Origin of the sequence: Pantoea sp. AN62 (genome assembly GCF_050432985.1) — a bacterium.
Taxonomy (GTDB): Bacteria; Pseudomonadota; Gammaproteobacteria; order Enterobacterales; family Enterobacteriaceae; genus Pantoea; species Pantoea brenneri.
In genome coordinates this window covers 1-16,040 of sequence record NZ_JBNPYB010000030.1, presented here as the reverse complement: position 1 = coordinate 16,040, position 16,040 = coordinate 1, and the positions used below count along the sequence as shown (strand labels likewise).

Genomic DNA, 16,040 nt, shown 5'->3' with positions numbered 1-16,040 from the left:
ACTTTTGCTTTGCCACGGAATGGTCTGTGTTGTCGGGAGGATGCGTGATCTGATCCTTCAACTCAGCAAAAGTTCGATTTATTCAACAAAGCCATGTCATCGGTGACGATGCTGTCATCCAACAAGGCATATTTGACGCTGTCATCACCGGCTTCGATATAGCTGGAAAAGTTTTCGCTGATAAAACGATAGAAGAGTGCGCCAAGTACATATTGTTTGAAATCCCATCCATCGACCGATCCGCGGACATTGTTGGCAATTGCCCAGATTTGACGGTGTAATTCTGCTCGTTGTTGAAGGCTTGTCATTTTCATCCTGTTATTTTTCGTTAACTTTATGTTATTTAATAGATTTTATCGAAATTTCTTCTTGTATAAGGGACCTGATGATACTTCCGAGCGTAAGCAGCAAAGGGAGTCCGATAATTTACCTTTGGTCCTACTTGCTTCCATTTGTTTGATCCCTATCCCTTCCCTCATACAGAGAAGGAACATAAATATCTTCGTTCAGCTCATCCCAATGAATTCCCGGCCCCGAGCCAGACAGCTCCCACTGATTCCGCTGCTCAGATGTAGCGCGCAGCAATCTTGGGAAGTTTTGCAGTGGGATGTCCAAGCGCTCATTCCCCTCTAGCTGCACATGAATAAGTTCTTCTGAGAAGTAGATAGTTACTTTAGGTGCTGTCATCCACTATTCCTCATTGCTATCAACCATTGTCACGCAGCATACCGAGATAATCGGCATACCACTGAAGCATTTCTCGCCGGCCATCGAGGTACTGAGCATGATTGTAAGTGCCGCGAATGGTGTTTTTATCCGCATGCGCCAGTTGAGTCTCAATCCAGGCCGTGTTGTAGCCCTGCTCATGCAATATGGTGCTCATTGTATGTCGGAAGCCGTGCCCTGTTGCTTTCCCGTTGAAACCAATACGTTTTATCACCTGATTAATACTCGCCTCGCTCATGGGCTTTCCCGCATGATTTCGTCCAGGGAAGACAAATTTGCCCCTTCCGCTGAGCTCGTGCATTTCTTCAAGCAGTGAAAGCGCCTGACTGGATAGCGGCACAACGTGCGGCCGCCTCATCTTCATCCGTTCAGCAGGGATCTGCCAAGTTCCCTTCTTTAAATCGAACTCACTCCATTCAGCAGCCCGTAATTCGATAGTTCGAGTTCCAGTAAGCATAAGTAAGCGTGTTGCATGATGTGTGACGCGGCTGCCGCTGTAGCCACTTAACGCACGCAAGAAACCACCGATTTCATGACTTAGTAGATGTGGGAAATGCTTTTGCTTGGGTGCTTTCAGTGCTCCCGCGAGATCGGTCACAGGATTGTGCTCTGCCCTTCCGGTGATAATGGCATAGGTAAATATCTGCCGACATGCCTGCCGCGTTTTCTTTAGCTTATCCAGCACGCCGCGCTGTTCCATTTTACGCAGTACGGCTAGCATCTCAGCCACTTTGATCTCAGCAATTGGGCGTTTACCCAGCCCGGGGAAAACATCTTTGCGTAAGTATTCAAGGATGTCGTCTGCATAGCCTTGGGACCAGTTGGGTCGTTTGTGTTCGTGCCACTCCTGCGCCAGTGATTCAAAACTGTTGTTGATGGCGAGGATTTTGGCCTGCTTGGCTTCCTGTTTAGCAAGACCGGGATCACCGCCTGCTGCCAGTATCTTTTTGGCCTCTTCGCGCTTACCCCTCGCCTCCGCAAGAGATATGGCAGGATAAAGCCCGAATACCACGCGCTTTTCTTTTCCTGCAAAGCGGTACTTTAGCCGCCAGCTTTTGCTGCCGCTGGGGAAAATTTCGAGATACAAGCCAGCCCCATCAGCCAGTTTATAGGCTTTCTCTTTCGGCTTAACAGTGTCGATTTGACGAGCGTTTAGCTTCATGTGGGGGCATCGTGATCTATTGAACGGGACAATGCCCCCTATGATGCCCCCAATCGAGTGTAGCTTTCAATAGACAAATAGATACAACGCTGGATGTAGTAACCAGTATTGGCAAGGGGTTAGGAGGTTTTTGTAGACTTTAGGAGACACTAGCAGAAGAAGAGATGGTACGCCCTACAGGATTCGAACCTGTGACCTACGGCTTAGAAGGCCGGTGCTCTATCCAGCTGAGCTAAGGGCGCATGGAGATGGCGTGGATTATACGTCGGGAAGCGGGTACGTCAACGTTTTTGCCGTTCCTCCGCAGCGAAGTGCTGCGGTAATGACCAATTGGCGTCAGTGACGCCTGCGCCATTCGCTGAGCGACACGAGTTTACTGTTGTCGGTAAATTCTCCTTCCAGCTCAATCCCTTGTGGTGTGAAACGCGCATTGTATTGCTCACGAAGTGCATGTAGCGCCGGGATGTCCGGCTCCAGCTGGCGCAGAAAGCCTAGCGCGAGCAGCAGCTGCTGGCGGCTAATAAGCGGTGGAAAACCAGCACGACTGAGAATCGCATGCCAGCGCTGACTGTTCTCCTCGCTGCCGTCAACAATCAACACCTGCCAGATCAGCAGTACCGCTGCGCCATTATGCAGATGCGTTTCATTATCGTTGCTGAGATAGTCGGTAAACTCTTTCGCCGCCTCTTTCCCCATCATAGAGATCATTGATTCCACCTGTACCGGTGGCAGCTGCAGCCGTTTGCTGAGCCGCTGAGCGGCGTGACGTGAGCCAGCGGTGAGCAGCTGAAATCCAGCGACAAACACCACCGCCAGAGTAGCAAGCATTATCCAAATCATTACATCGTCCCCTGATTGTCCTGCAGATATCATACGCATGCAGGCCGGCACTCGTCGCGACGAAAAAGCCGGAAAGCGCGTACGCGTCTGAAACTGTAACTGACAGCGCGCCACGCTTCTGACAAAATAGCCCCCTTCCCCCGATTCAACACAACACAGTGGATTTCCTCTCTGATGGCAGCAAAAATTATTGACGGTAAAACGATTGCGCAGCAGGTGCGTCTTGAGGTTGCGGAAAAAGTAAAGCAGCGTCTGGCAGCCGGCAAACGTGCGCCAGGTCTGGCCGTGGTTCTGGTAGGTGAAAACCCGGCATCGCAGATTTATGTGGCCAGCAAACGCCGCGCCTGTGAAGAGGTCGGTTTTCTCTCCCGCTCCTACGATCTGCCCGCGACCACTCGCGAAGCTGAGCTGCTGGAGCTGATCGACCAGCTCAATCAGGACAACGACATTGATGGCATTCTGGTGCAGTTACCGCTGCCAGCCGGCATCGACAACGTCAAAGTGCTGGAGCGCATCACGCCGGATAAAGATGTCGATGGCTTCCACCCGTATAATGTCGGTCGCCTGTGCCAGCGTGCGCCAAAACTGCGCCCCTGCACCCCGCGCGGCATCGTGACGCTGCTGGAGCGCTACAATATCGATACCTATGGCCTGAATGCGGTGGTGGTTGGCGCGTCCAATATCGTCGGTCGTCCAATGAGTATGGAACTGCTGCTGGCGGGCTGCACCACCACCGTCACCCACCGTTTCACCAAAGATCTGCGCCATCACGTTGAGCATGCCGATCTGCTGGTGGTGGCGGTCGGTAAACCGGGCTTTATTCCGGGCGACTGGATTAAACCCGGTGCTATCGTGATTGATGTGGGCATTAACCGGCTGGAAAGCGGCAAAGTGGTTGGCGACGTCGATTTTGATTCCGCATCACAGCGCGCGGCCTATATCACGCCGGTACCAGGCGGTGTCGGACCGATGACGGTCGCAACCCTGATTCAAAACACGCTGCAGGCGTGTGAAGAGTTTCACGATGGAGAGGTAGAATAAATGGCAACTTTTTCGCTGGGAAAATTCCCGCACGTCGATCTGTGCGATCTGCTGAAACTGGAAGGCTGGGTTCAGAGTGGCGCACAGGCTAAAGTCGTGATTGCCGAGGGTGAAGTGAAGGTCGATGGCGCGGTGGAAACGCGTAAACGCTGCAAAATCGTTGCCGGTCAGACCGTGGAGTTTTCAGGCTTCCGCATTACTGTGGTCGCGTAAACCTCCGGCGTCCCTGCGGGGACGCTGTTACTCCGTTACCTCCCCCACCACCCGCGTCTCTCCTTCCCGCTGTTCAAGCGCAATATGATTCACCGCCGTATGCTGCGCGATCAGTGCTGCAAGCCGGGGTGAATGGCTGGTGATCCAGAGCTGGCTGAACTGGCTGGCTTCTGCGATTAAGCGTGCCAGCGCCGGCAGCAGATCTTCATGCAGGCTGTTCTCCGGTTCATTCAGCGCCATAAAAGCCGGTGGACGTGGACTGAGCAGCGCCACCACCAGACAGAGAAACCGCAGCGTACCATCAGAAAACTCAGCGCTTTCCAGCGGGCGCAGAATGCCACGTCGCGACATCAGCATCTGAAAGCGGCCATTCTGCACCTCTACCTCAAACTGACTGTCGGGAAAAGCCTGCGCCATCACCTCATACAGTAGTTCCGTCTGGCCGCGTTCAACGATCGTCGCCCACGCCGCCGCCAGATTACTGCCGTCATGTGCCAGCACCGGGGCGCGGACCCCAATCTGCGGTGCACGAATCGGCGAGCCCGGCCAGACGGCGAACTCATGGTAGAAGCGCCACTGGCGCAGCCGTTCACGCAACTGGGAAAGTTCAGGATAACGATGGGGTTCGCCGAGCTGACCAAACAGCGACTCTTCCGGATGCAGCACCGCCGGATAGGCGACGCGTTCGCCCTCAACGTTGTGCAGAAAGGCGGTCTGATTTTCACGCTGCAGGATGCATGAAGAAGGACGGCGCTGTTGTCCGCTCAGCCACAGCCGCTCCTGCTTGACCAGCGGATCGAGATTAAACAGGCTGGTGACCAGCGGTTCGGGAAAACCGATCTCCAGTTGATAATCGATATCCTCCATCACCACCGCCAGCATCAGTCGCTTCGGATCATGACGGCGATCGCCACGCCGTAAGCCACCCGCCCACATCGCTTTCTGGATGCCGCCTTCTTCGGCCAGCGCCAGCGCCAGACGACCGCTGGCTGCCTCATGCAGCAGCCGGACCGCTTTATACAGGTTGGATTTGCCGCAGCCGTTAGGGCCGCTTACCACGTTGAGCTGCTGCAGCGGCAACGTCAGATCACGAATTGATCGAAAGCCACGTATCTGAATCTGTTCAATCGCCATAATAAAAAAGGGCGATTGCTCGCCCTCTCCGGTTTATTTGCGGCGCCAGCTGGACCCCTGCGGCCCATCTTCAACGATCACGCCGAGCGCATTCAGCTTGTCGCGGGCGATATCCGCCTGCGCCCAGTCTTTGGCGGCACGCGCATCAGCACGTGCTTTCACCCAGTGTTCAATCTCAGCGACTTCTTCATCATTCACCTGAGCGCCGCTTTGCAGGAACTGCTCCGGGTCCTGTTGCAGGATGCCCAGTACGTTGGCGATCTCACGCAGCTTCGATGCCAGGCCGTTCGCTGAATCACGGTCTTCGCTTTTCAGTCGATTGACTTCGCGCGCCATATCGAACAGCACCGAATAGGCTTCCGGGGTATTGAAATCATCATCCATTGCGGTGCGGAAACGGGCTTCAAACGCTTCGCCGCCGCGGGCTGGCACGCTGCTGTCAGTGTGACGCAGCGCGGTATACAGACGCTCCAGCGCCGCACGCGCCTGATTCAGGTTATCTTCGCCGTAGTTCAGCTGGCTGCGATAGTGACCGGACATCAGGAAGTAACGCACGGTTTCAGCATCATAATGTTGCAGCACGTCACGCACCGTGAAGAAGTTGCCAAGCGATTTCGACATCTTCTCGCGGTCGACCATCACCATGCCGGAGTGCATCCAGTAGTTAACGTACGGACCGTCATGCGCACAGGTCGACTGGGCTATCTCGTTTTCATGGTGCGGGAACATCAGGTCTGAGCCGCCACCATGAATATCAAAATGGGTGCCCAACTGCCGGCAGTTCATCGCCGAACACTCGATGTGCCAGCCGGGACGACCATTGCCCCACGGTGATGACCAGGCGGGCTCGTCCGCTTTGGACATCTTCCACAGCACGAAATCCATCGGATTACGCTTCACGTCAGCCACTTCAACCCGCGCGCCCGCCTGCAGCTGCTCCAGATCCTGACGTGACAGCGCGCCGTAATCGGCATCGCTAAGCACATCAAACATCACGTCGCCATTGTCCGCCACATAAGCGTGACCGCGGGCGATCAGGGTTTCCACCAGCTCGATGATCTCGGCGATGTGGCGCGTGGCGCGCGGCTCCTGATCGGGCGGCAGAATGCCCAGCGCAGCGAAATCGTTGTGCATCTCACCAATCATCCGGTTGGTCAGGGTTTCGATGCTCTCGCCGTTTTCGTTGGCGCGCCTGATGATTTTGTCATCAATGTCGGTGATGTTACGTACATAATTAAGCTGGTAGCCGAGGTAACGCAGGTAACGTGCCACCACGTCAAACGCCACGAACGTCCGCCCATGACCAATGTGACAGAGGTCATACACCGTGATGCCGCAAACATACATCCCGATTTTACCGGCATGAATGGGTTTGAATTCCTCTTTCTGTCGACTCAGGGTGTTATAAATCTTAAGCATTGAACGGTTCCGTATTGGCGTGTGGTTGACACTTTTAAGTATCCAGACATTGTGCCGTATTTTTATCGCTCGCGCGACGCAAAGCAAGCCAACTGCGCCGCGCTGCTGACGCGTCATCAGAAATTATGATATAAGAACGGTCGACAAAAAGGGGCACGCCGACCGATGAAGCGGCCTCAGCAACTGACGACAACCTTTACAGGACGACAAAAATGGTAACTTTCCAGACGAACCATGGCGATATCGTAATCAAAACCTTCGATGATAAAGCGCCGGCAACCGTAAAGAACTTCCTGGATTACTGCCGTGAAGGTTTCTACGACAACACCATTTTCCACCGGGTGATCAACGGCTTTATGATTCAGGGCGGCGGCTTCGAGCCGGGCATGAAGCAGAAAGCCACCAAAGATGAAATCCAGAACGAAGCCAACAATGGCCTGAAAAATACCAAAGGTACGCTGGCAATGGCACGTACCTCTGCACCGCACTCTGCGACCGCACAGTTTTTCATCAACGTGGCTGACAACGACTTCCTGAACTTCCGTGACGAAAGCGTACAAGGCTGGGGTTACTGTGTGTTCGCTGAAGTGGTTGAAGGCATGGACGTGGTCGAGAAGATCAAAGGTGTTTCAACTGGCCGCAGTGGCATGCACCAGGATGTGCCAAAAGATGACGTTATCATCCAGAAAGTCACTGTCAGCGAGTAATGTCGCGCACCCTGTTTATCGCAGATCTCCATCTGTGTCAGGAAGAACCGGCGATCACCGCCGGTTTTCTGCATTTTTTACAGCGCGAAGCGCCACACTGCGACGCGCTCTATATTCTTGGCGATCTGTTTGAAGCCTGGATTGGTGACGACGATCCCAATCCGCTGCATCAGCAGGTTGCCAGCGCCCTGCGCGCCCTCTCCGTTCCGGTCTACTTTATTCACGGCAACCGCGATTTCCTGATTGGCCAGCGCTTCGCCCGCGCCAGCGGCATGACGCTGCTGCCTGAAGAACAGGTGCTGACGCTCTACGGCCACCGTCTGCTGATCATGCATGGCGATACGCTCTGCACCGACGACGCCGGCTATCTGCGCTTTCGTGCCAAAGTCCATAACCGGTGGATCCAGCGACTGTTTCTGGCGTTACCGCTGCGGCTGCGCAAACGCATCGCCGCCCGGATGCGCGCCGACAGCAAACAAGCCAATCAGCATAAGTCCCAGACCATCATGGATGTGAACCACGACGCGGTGATCGCTACCCTGCTGCGCCAGCAGGTACGTTTGCTGATCCACGGTCATACTCACCGTCCGGCCATTCATCAGCTGACGCTGCAGGGTGAAACCGCGCAACGGGCGGTGCTGGGGGCCTGGCACAGTCGGGGATCGATGATTCAGCTCGACGCCAGCGGGATTCAGCTGATCGATTTTGACTTTTAATCGTCGGGTAAATCCGCGTGTTTAGCCCGACGCAACCGTTTTCCTTGCTCTCTTCTCATGCTATTCTCTGTGCCCTTCAAAACCTGTCCGCCCGGCCAGGTCTGTTTGTTCATTCACAGGAGTTGACCGCATGTCATCCAACGCCGCCCCGGCCCGCATCGCGATTGTTATGGGTTCCAAAAGTGACTGGTCCACCATGCAGTTCACTGCTGAAATTCTTACCAGCCTCGACGTGCCCTTCCATGTTGAAGTGGTTTCTGCACACCGTACGCCGGATAAACTGTTCAGCTTTGCCGAAACCGCCGCTGAGCGGGGTTTTCAGGTCATCATTGCTGGCGCGGGTGGCGCAGCACATCTGCCAGGTATGCTGGCGGCTAAAACCCTGCTGCCGGTACTGGGCGTGCCGGTTCAGAGCGCGGCGCTGAGCGGCGTCGATAGCCTCTATTCGATTGTGCAGATGCCGCGCGGAATTCCGGTCGGTACGCTGGCGATTGGTAAAGCCGGTGCCGCCAATGCCGGGCTGCTGGCTGCGCAGATTCTGGCGATTCATGACGACGCGCTGCGTTCACGACTGGCGAACTGGCGTCAGAGCCAGACCGATGAAGTGCTGAATCATCCTGATCCACGGGAGGAGGCATGAAGCCGGTTTGCGTCCTCGGTAACGGTCAGTTAGGCCGTATGCTGCGCCAGGCGGGTGAACCGCTGGGGATCGCGGTTTATCCGGTAGGTCTGGATGCCGATCCGGCTGCCCTGCCAATGGCCGACAGCGTGATCACCGCCGAAATTGAGCGCTGGCCGGAAACCGCGCTGACCCGCGAACTGGCGAGTCATCCGGCGTTTGTGAACCGCGATATATTTCCGCGGCTGGCCGATCGCCTGACCCAGAAACAGCTGCTGGATCAGCTCCATCTCGCCACTGCGCCGTGGCAGTTGCTGGCCGACAAAGCCGAATGGCCGTCGGTATTTGCCTCACTCGGCGAACTGGCGATTGTGAAGCGCCGCACCGGGGGTTATGACGGTCGTGGTCAGTGGCGTTTGCGTGCTGGCGAAACCGATGCACTGCCGGAAGAGTGCTATGGCGAATGCATCGTCGAACAGGGCATTAATTTCTCCGGCGAAGTGTCGCTGGTCGGCGCGCGCGGCCATGATGGCAGCACGGTGTTCTATCCGCTGACGCACAATCTGCATCAGGACGGCATTCTGCGCACCAGCGTGGCGTTGCCCCAGGCGGATCAGGCGCAACAGCAGCAGGCGGAAGCGATGCTGAGCGCCATCATGCAGGAACTGAACTACGTCGGCGTGATGGCGATGGAGTGTTTTGTCACCCCGGACGGATTGCTGATTAACGAACTGGCTCCGCGGGTGCATAACAGCGGCCACTGGACGCAGAATGGTGCCTCCATCAGCCAGTTCGAGCTGCATCTGCGGGCGATTCTGGCGCTGCCCCTGCCGCAACCGGTGGTGTTTGCGCCGTCGGCGATGGTCAATCTGATTGGCACTGCCGTCAACCCTGACTGGTTGCAGCAGCCGCTGGTGCACCTGCACTGGTATGACAAAGAGGTGCGCCCGGGCCGTAAGGTCGGGCACCTCAATCTGACCGACAGCGATACAGATCGACTCAGGGCTGCCCTCAACGCGCTGGTCCCTCTGCTACCGGCAGAGTACGCCAGTGGCATCGCCTGGGCGATTGAAAAACTGTAATCCTCCGCACCAAAGCCTGCTGATGGCATTGTCAGGCGGCTGAGAAGCGCAACGCGAGGGGAGCGCACAGCATAGCGGGCCAGTGACAAAAACGCCGGATGCGTTTTTGAACAACGCAAAGCGTTGGCCCGGCTACGGGCGCACCTCAGAGATGAGGAGCGTAATCGCCCGCGCTGAGCCTGCCAGGGATGGCATTTTTGCGTCTTTGCGAAGGGCGGATGCTCCCTGAGCTAACACCTTATCGTCGCGCGCTGTGAGCGCTAATGCATTCTGGATGACGACCGGATGCAGGCTGAACGCCCTGCACCCAGCCCTCCCCTTATGCCGCATCAAACTTCCTGAACAGCGCTTTGCCCTTCAGTAACCGCACCCCGAGCCAGCCACCGCACAGCGACAATAACAGCGCGCCGGATAACGGCAGCGCCAGCCACAAGGTCCAGTCAGGCTGCCACGGGAAATCAAAGATTTTACGCTGCAATCCCCACAGTGCGGCTTCCGCGCCCATCGCGGCGGCCACCCCGGAAACCACGCCGAGCAGCGCAAACTCGCACCATAAGGTGGTGCGCAGCAGCCGTTTACTGGCACCCAGCGTCCGGTAAACCACCAGCTCCTGACGACGCTGACGCATCCCCACCTGAATCTGCGCCAGCAACAGCAGCACACCGCAGGCGGTGACCAGTATCACCATCACCTCCAGCGCCTGGCTGACCTGCGTCAGCACCTGGCCGATCTGCCGCATAATACTGCCGATATCCAGCAGACTCAGCGTCGGAAAACTGCGGTTCAGCGCCGCCAGCAGCGCCGGATCGGCCTCCATTCGGAAGCTGGTGAGCCAGGTCTGCGGCTGACTATCCAGCGCGCCCGGCGGGAAGATGAAGAAAAAGTTCGGCTTCAGACTCTCCCAGTCCACTTTACGCAGGCTGGTGATTCTGGCGCTGAACTTTTGCGTATCGCCATCAAAGGTCAGGGTGTCACCGAGCTTCACCCCTAAGCGGGTAGCCAGCTCCGCCTCCATCGAGACTTCGCCCGCTTTGGGCGGCCAGCTTCCGGCGACCAACGGATTGTGGTCCGGCCGCTCCGCCAGCGCGGTCAGGTTAAGTTCACGGTTCAGGGCGTTATCCAGCGTCGGATCGGCCGGTTTGCCGTTGAGTTCGCTGAGCCGCACCCGCGCAATCGGGTAGAAGGTTTCCGGCTTAATCTGATGAGACTGCAGGAAGTTGCGCACCTGCGGCACCTGATCGGCAGTCATATTCAGCAGGAAGAAGTTCGGGCTGTCGGCCGGTAACTGCTGCTGCCAGCGATCGAGCAGATCGCCGCGCATCACCAGCAGCAGGGCCAGCAGCATAAACGACAGCGAAAAAGCAGAGAGCTGACTCAGCGTGATGCCCGGCTGGCGCAGCAGACGGTTGATCGCCAGCCGTAATGCCAGATTGCGCAGCACCAGCCGACGCAGCAGCAGCAGCGTGCCCCAGCCCAGCAGCGCCAGTAATCCGGCCAGCACCACCACGCCTGCCAGCAGCGCCCACAGCATTTTACTGCCGCCCACCAGCAGCGCTAACAGCGCCACCACCACCGCTGCCATCAGCGGAATATAGAATTTCAGCGGCCACAGGTTAGCCACCGCATCACGCCGCAGCACGCGCAACGGCTGGGTCGCCAGCAGCAGACGATAAGGTCGCAGTCCCACCAGCAGCGAGATAATAAACAGCGATCCGACCGCCCAGATCCACGGCCAGAAACTGGCAGCCGGCAGGCTGGCTGGCAGCACCGGCTTCAGCATCACCATCAGCGCCGCTTCCACCCCCTGCCCGACCAGGCTGCCGGCCATCGCCGCCAGCAGCAGCACCGCCAGCCACTGACCGATGATTAACTTCTGCAACGCGCCGTGGGTCGCTCCCAGCGTCTTCAACACCGCCACCAGATCGTAACGGCTGCGGCAGTAGTGGCTCATGGCAACGGCCACCGCAGCAATCGCCAGCATCAGCGTCAGCAGCGCAGATAACAGCAGGAACTGCTGCGCGCGCTGCATCGAACGCCCCAGCGCATCCTCTGAGTTTTCAATGCTGATCCAGCGCTGGTCAGCCTTGAGCTGCGGTTCTATCCAGCGGTCATAGCGCGCCAGCTGCTCCGGATTACCGGAAAACTTATAGCGCCAGCTGATGCGGCTACCAGGCTGAATCGCACCGGTGCTGGCAGCATCGGCCAGGTTGATCAGCAGTCGAGGCGCCATCTCAAACGGATTAAAACCGCCATCCGGCTCCTGAATCACTTCGCCAGTAATCCGCAGCCGGGTATCACCGACCTCAAGCAAATCGCCGACCTTCAGGTTGAGCAGCGCCATCAGCCGCGGTGCCGCCAGCGCAGTGCCCGCCTGCGGCTTCAGGCCCGCCGGTTGGGTTTGCAGGGTGCCAAACATCGGATAGCGGTCATCTACTGCCTTTACCGACGCCAGCTGTGGCGACTGATCGGCAAAAGTCATGGTCATGAACGTCAGCTGGCGGCTGACCGTCAGCCCGGTTGCCTGTGCCTTGTCCAGCCACGCCGCCGGGACGGCATCACTGCTGCGCAGCGTTCGATCGCCCGCCATAAAATCACGGCTCTGCTGACTGAGACCTTTCTCCATCCGATCGCTGATCGAACCCAGCGCCAGCACGCAGGCCACCGCCAGCGTCAACGCCAGCCAGACAATTAACAGCGAGGGCGATCGCCACTCGCGCCAGAACCAGCGCCAGATCATTGCTCCTCCCGCAATTTACCGTCACGCAGCCGCAGGCGACGATCGCAGCGCGCGGCCAACTGCTCATCGTGGGTGACCAGAATCAGGGTGGTGGCAAAATCGCGGTTCAGTGAAAACAGCAGGTCAGCAATCCGATCGCCGGTTTTGCGGTCAAGATTACCGGTCGGCTCATCGGCAAACAGCAGGCCCGGGCGGCCACTGAAGGCGCGTGCCAGCGCCACGCGCTGCTGTTCGCCACCGGAAAGCTGCGCCGGCAGATGATGCAGGCGTTCACCCAGTCCCAGCAGGGTCAGCAGCTCCCGCGCCTGTTCACGGCTCTGGCGATCGCTGTCGCCGCGCAGCAGTGACGGCAGCTGCACGTTCTCCAGCGCATTCAGGGTCGGCACCAGCATAAACGACTGAAACACAAACCCTACCTGGCGGGCGCGTAACGCCGCACGCTGCTCCTCATTCATCTGGTGTAACGGCTGGCCCAGCAGATGGACTTCACCGCTGCTGCCATCATCCAGCCCGGCCAGAATCCCCAGCAGGGTTGACTTTCCGGAGCCCGATTCGCCGATCAGCGCCAGCGTCTCGGCTGGTTTGACAACTAACTCAACTCCGGTAAGGATGGTTAACTGATGCTCTCCCTGACCGACGGACTTAGTAAGATGATGAACTTCAACAATGTTTTCCGCTGGCATTATCCCTTCCTGTTATTGATTCTTTTGCTGGTGTCGCGTCTTGCCGCCGCTGATACCCTGATGGTGCTGGGTGACAGCCTCAGCGCGGGATACCGCATGTCCGCCACCGCGGCCTGGCCGAGCCTGCTGGATAAACAGTGGCAACAGCAGCCCAGAGTGATCAACGCCAGCATCAGCGGCGATACTGCCGCACAAGGCCTGGCGCGTTTGCCCGCGCTATTAAAGCAGCATCAGCCGCAATGGGTGTTAATCGAATTGGGCGGTAACGACGGCCTGCGCGGTTTCCCGCCGGCCGACATTGCACAAAATCTGCGTAAAGTAATCGATGATGTTAAAGCCGCTAATGCGAAGCCGCTGCTGATGCAGATTCGGCTGCCGGCCAATTACGGACGCCGCTACACCGAAGCGTTCAGCGGCATCTATCCCTACTTAGCGCAACAGTACAGCATCCCGCTGGTGCCCTTTTTCATGGAGCAGGTTTACCTGAAACCGGAGTGGATGCAGCAGGACGGCATTCATCCCAATCCTGATGCCCAACCCTTTATCGCCGGATTGATGGCAAAAGAGCTGGCTCCCTTAGTTAAGCAGCCGTAGCGCGAACAGGCGCGCAAAAAGGGTAAAGAAATGCAAAAAACCATCCTGATTACAGGTTGTTCCAGCGGTATTGGCCTGGTCGCGGCGCACGATCTTCAGGCGCGCGGCTATCGGGTGATCGCCGCCTGTCGCAAAGCGGATGATGTGGCGCGCATGGAGACGCTGGGTTTTATCGGACTTCAGCTGGATCTCGACGATCCGCAGAGCGTCGATAATGCGGCCGATAAGGTCATTGCGCTCAGCGATAACTGTCTGGCAGGCCTGTTTAACAATGCCGGTTTTGGTCTCTACGGACCGTTACGAACCCTTTCCCGTCAGCAGCTGGAGCAGCAGTTTTCCAGTAACTTTTTCGGCGTTCATCAACTGACGCTGCGGCTGATCCCCGCGCTGGCGGCCAGTGGCGACGGCCGGATTATTAATACCAGTTCAGTGCTCGGGCTGATCTCTACCCCAGGCCGGGGCGCTTACGCCGCCAGTAAATACGCGCTGGAAGCCTGGAGCGACGCGCTGCGGCTGGAACTGCGCACCAGTAACATCCGCGTCAGCCTGATCGAACCGGGGCCGATTCACACCCGTTTCACCGATAATGTGACGCAGGGCGAGCAGGATAAGCCGGTGCGTAATCCGGGCATTGCCGCACGCTTTACGCTGCCACCGGAGGCCATTCTGCCTAAACTTCGTCATGCACTCGAGAGCAAACATCCGCGTTTACGCTATCCGGTGACGCTGGTCGCACATGCCATGAGCCTGCTGAAACGCCTGCTGCCAGGCTGGATGCTGGATCGCATTTTGCGCAGCCATTGAGCTTGCGGCCTGATTAGAACTTGAAGCGCGGCCAGTTGGCCCCATATTCTTTAAACACTTTTTGCAAAGAGACTTATCCATGTCACCACATGCTTCGATAATCGACATCAACGAATCTAACCTGCAGCAGACGCTTGAGCAGTCGATGCAGCTGCCGGTGCTGTTTTACTTCTGGTCTGAGCGCAGCCAGCATTGTCAGGAGCTGACGCCGGTGCTGGAGCGGCTGGCGCAGGAATATGCCGGCCAGTTTATTCTCGCCCGTCTGGATTGCGATAGAGAGCAAATGGTGGCATCGCAGTTTGGTCTGCGTTCTATTCCAACGGTTTATCTGTTCCAGAACGGGCAGCCAGTCGATGGCTTCCAGGGACCGCAACCGGAAGAGGCGATCCGCGCTCTGCTGGAAAAAGTTCTGCCGCGTGAAGAAGAGCTGAAAGCACAGCAGGCGATGGCGCTGATGGAAGAAGGCAAACCGCTGGATGCGCTGCCGCTGTTAAAGGAGGCCTGGCAGCTGAGCAATCAATCGAGCGAGATTGGTTTCCTGCTGGCTGAAGTGCTGATCACCCTGAGCCGCAGCGATGAAGCGGAAGCAGTGCTGAAAGCGGTGCCGTTACAGGATCAGGATACCCGTTATCAGAGCCTGATGGCGCAGATCGATCTGCTGAAACAGGCGGCCGATACCCCGGAGATCCAGCAGCTGCAATCCCAGCTGGAGGCCGATCCGTCGAACGCCGGGCTGGCTGCTAAACTGTCGTTACAGCTGCATCAGGTCGGCCGTAATGAAGAGGCGCTGGAACTGCTGTTCAGCTTCCTCAAAACCGATCTTAACGCCGCCGATGGCCAGGCACGTAAAATGCTGCAGGAGATTCTGGCTGCGCTGGGCACCGGCGATGCCCTCGCCGCGCGCTATCGCCGCCAGCTTTACTCGCTGCTCTACTAACGGCGGGACCACGGGCCGAAGCGACTCGGCCCGTTCATCTGACAACGCGGAGGTTGTATGATAACTGTAATTCCTGCCCTGATCGTGCTGGCGCTGGTGGCTGTCTGGGCGACCGTCAAGATTGTGCCACAGGGTTTTCAATGGACGGTTGAACGATTTGGACGTTATACCCGCACGCTGCAACCCGGCTTGAGCCTGGTGGTGCCGTTCATGGATCGTGTCGGTCGTAAGATCAACATGATGGAACAGGTACTGGATATTCCCTCGCAAGAGATCATCTCCAAAGATAACGCCAACGTTACCATTGATGCGGTCTGCTTTATTCAGGTCGTTGACCCGGCACGCGCCGCGTATGAAGTCAGCAATCTTGAGCAGGCTATTCTGAACCTCACCATGACCAATGCGTATTTTTTTCGTACTTGAGGTAATTTTTCAGTAAAAAATAAAAAAAACAATAAATTAAACAAAAACTTAAAGAATATTTTTTCTTTGACATAGTGTTGCTGACTTCCTTGTCATTTTTAGTCAAGGTGACCTGCTCCCCGTTGATTAGTACACCCCGATGTTAGTAATGTCTTCATAAGCCACATGAGGACATCCCCATGAAGAAGCGTTTTTCCGACCAA

16 protein-coding genes, 1 tRNA gene and 2 pseudogenes are annotated in these 16,040 nt (G+C 57.0%); 10 read left to right on the top strand and 9 right to left on the bottom strand.

Going from position 1 to position 16,040, the window contains the following annotated elements; translation table 11 throughout:
* Positions 1-92: 92 nt before the first annotated feature.
* From FHW04_RS22970 to FHW04_RS22950, 5 genes and pseudogenes are all read right to left on the bottom strand, one after another.
* A pseudogene (locus tag FHW04_RS22970) lies at positions 93-308 on the bottom strand (type I restriction-modification system subunit M N-terminal domain-containing protein); the annotation flags it as partial.
* 130 nt (positions 309-438) lie between these two features.
* Positions 439-687: a DUF2442 domain-containing protein gene (locus tag FHW04_RS22965; RefSeq protein ID WP_089562580.1), complete on the bottom strand. Its 249-nt coding sequence runs from the start codon at positions 685-687 to the stop codon at positions 439-441.
* Between the two features lie 19 nt (positions 688-706).
* A complete protein-coding gene (locus FHW04_RS22960; RefSeq protein WP_089562579.1) occupies positions 707-1,888 on the bottom strand; it encodes a tyrosine-type recombinase/integrase in 1,182 nt (393 codons plus the stop codon).
* A 165-nt stretch (positions 1,889-2,053) separates the two neighbouring features.
* Positions 2,054-2,130 (bottom strand) — tRNA-Arg (locus FHW04_RS22955).
* Between the two features lie 94 nt (positions 2,131-2,224).
* Entirely contained in the window at positions 2,225-2,728 is a 504-nt protein-coding gene (locus tag FHW04_RS22950; RefSeq protein WP_031376077.1) for a DUF1198 family protein, read from the bottom strand.
* A 174-nt stretch (positions 2,729-2,902) separates the two neighbouring features.
* Here FHW04_RS22950 and folD point away from each other — a divergent pair, with 174 nt between their 5' ends.
* Positions 2,903-3,769, top strand: a complete 867-nt coding sequence (gene folD / locus FHW04_RS22945; protein WP_031376076.1) for a bifunctional methylenetetrahydrofolate dehydrogenase/methenyltetrahydrofolate cyclohydrolase FolD — start codon at positions 2,903-2,905, stop codon at positions 3,767-3,769.
* Positions 3,770-3,982 (top strand): ribosome-associated protein YbcJ, encoded by a 213-nt coding sequence (ybcJ, locus tag FHW04_RS22940; protein ID WP_031376075.1) that lies wholly within the window; start codon positions 3,770-3,772, stop codon positions 3,980-3,982.
* A gap of 27 nt (positions 3,983-4,009) precedes the next feature.
* Here the strand turns inward: ybcJ and FHW04_RS22935 are convergent, their stop codons facing one another.
* Positions 4,010-5,116 (bottom strand): AAA family ATPase, encoded by a 1,107-nt coding sequence (locus FHW04_RS22935; RefSeq protein ID WP_069727970.1) that lies wholly within the window; start codon positions 5,114-5,116, stop codon positions 4,010-4,012.
* A 33-nt stretch (positions 5,117-5,149) separates the two neighbouring features.
* Positions 5,150-6,535 carry a cysteine--tRNA ligase gene (gene cysS, locus FHW04_RS22930; protein ID WP_089562578.1) on the bottom strand — a complete coding sequence of 462 codons (1,386 nt, stop codon included), beginning with the start codon at positions 6,533-6,535 and terminating at the stop codon, positions 5,150-5,152.
* A 212-nt stretch (positions 6,536-6,747) separates the two neighbouring features.
* On the opposite strand from cysS, the gene ppiB reads away from it, so the two are divergent.
* The 4 genes from ppiB (at position 6,748) to purK (ending at position 9,659) form a co-directional block, all read left to right on the top strand.
* A complete protein-coding gene (gene ppiB / locus FHW04_RS22925; protein ID WP_031376072.1) occupies positions 6,748-7,242 on the top strand; it encodes a peptidylprolyl isomerase B in 495 nt (164 codons plus the stop codon).
* Positions 7,242-7,958 carry a UDP-2,3-diacylglucosamine diphosphatase gene (gene lpxH / locus FHW04_RS22920; RefSeq protein ID WP_069727968.1) on the top strand — a complete coding sequence of 239 codons (717 nt, stop codon included), beginning with the start codon at positions 7,242-7,244 and terminating at the stop codon, positions 7,956-7,958. The genes ppiB and lpxH overlap by 1 nt, the downstream gene beginning before the upstream one ends.
* 130 nt (positions 7,959-8,088) lie before the next feature.
* Positions 8,089-8,598: a 5-(carboxyamino)imidazole ribonucleotide mutase gene (gene purE, locus FHW04_RS22915; RefSeq protein WP_031376070.1), complete on the top strand. Its 510-nt coding sequence runs from the start codon at positions 8,089-8,091 to the stop codon at positions 8,596-8,598.
* Entirely contained in the window at positions 8,595-9,659 is a 1,065-nt protein-coding gene (purK, locus tag FHW04_RS22910) for a 5-(carboxyamino)imidazole ribonucleotide synthase (RefSeq protein WP_089562577.1), read from the top strand. Before purE ends, purK begins: the two co-directional genes overlap by 4 nt.
* Positions 9,660-9,978: 319 nt before the next feature.
* Here the strand turns inward: purK and ybbP are convergent, their stop codons facing one another.
* Positions 9,979-12,396, bottom strand: a complete 2,418-nt coding sequence (ybbP, locus tag FHW04_RS22905) for a putative ABC transporter permease subunit YbbP (RefSeq protein ID WP_089562576.1) — start codon at positions 12,394-12,396, stop codon at positions 9,979-9,981.
* Positions 12,393-13,079, bottom strand: coding sequence for a putative ABC transporter ATP-binding protein YbbA (gene ybbA, locus FHW04_RS22900; protein WP_089562575.1), 687 nt, complete (start codon positions 13,077-13,079; stop codon positions 12,393-12,395). Before ybbA ends, ybbP begins: the two co-directional genes overlap by 4 nt.
* Between ybbA and tesA the strand changes: the two genes are divergently transcribed.
* The 4 genes and pseudogenes from tesA to FHW04_RS22880 all read left to right on the top strand — a co-directional run.
* Positions 13,047-13,673, top strand: coding sequence for a multifunctional acyl-CoA thioesterase I/protease I/lysophospholipase L1 (gene tesA, locus FHW04_RS22895; RefSeq protein ID WP_139807899.1), 627 nt, complete (start codon positions 13,047-13,049; stop codon positions 13,671-13,673). The genes ybbA and tesA overlap by 33 nt on opposite strands.
* A 30-nt stretch (positions 13,674-13,703) precedes the next feature.
* Positions 13,704-14,477, top strand: a complete 774-nt coding sequence (locus tag FHW04_RS22890) for an SDR family oxidoreductase (protein ID WP_031376065.1) — start codon at positions 13,704-13,706, stop codon at positions 14,475-14,477.
* A 79-nt stretch (positions 14,478-14,556) separates the two neighbouring features.
* A complete protein-coding gene (locus FHW04_RS22885) occupies positions 14,557-15,414 on the top strand; it encodes a co-chaperone YbbN (protein ID WP_031376064.1) in 858 nt (285 codons plus the stop codon).
* Positions 15,415-15,471: 57 nt separating this feature from the next.
* Positions 15,472-15,816: pseudogene (locus FHW04_RS22880) on the top strand (SPFH domain-containing protein); the annotation flags it as partial.
* Positions 15,817-16,040: the final 224 nt, after the last annotated feature.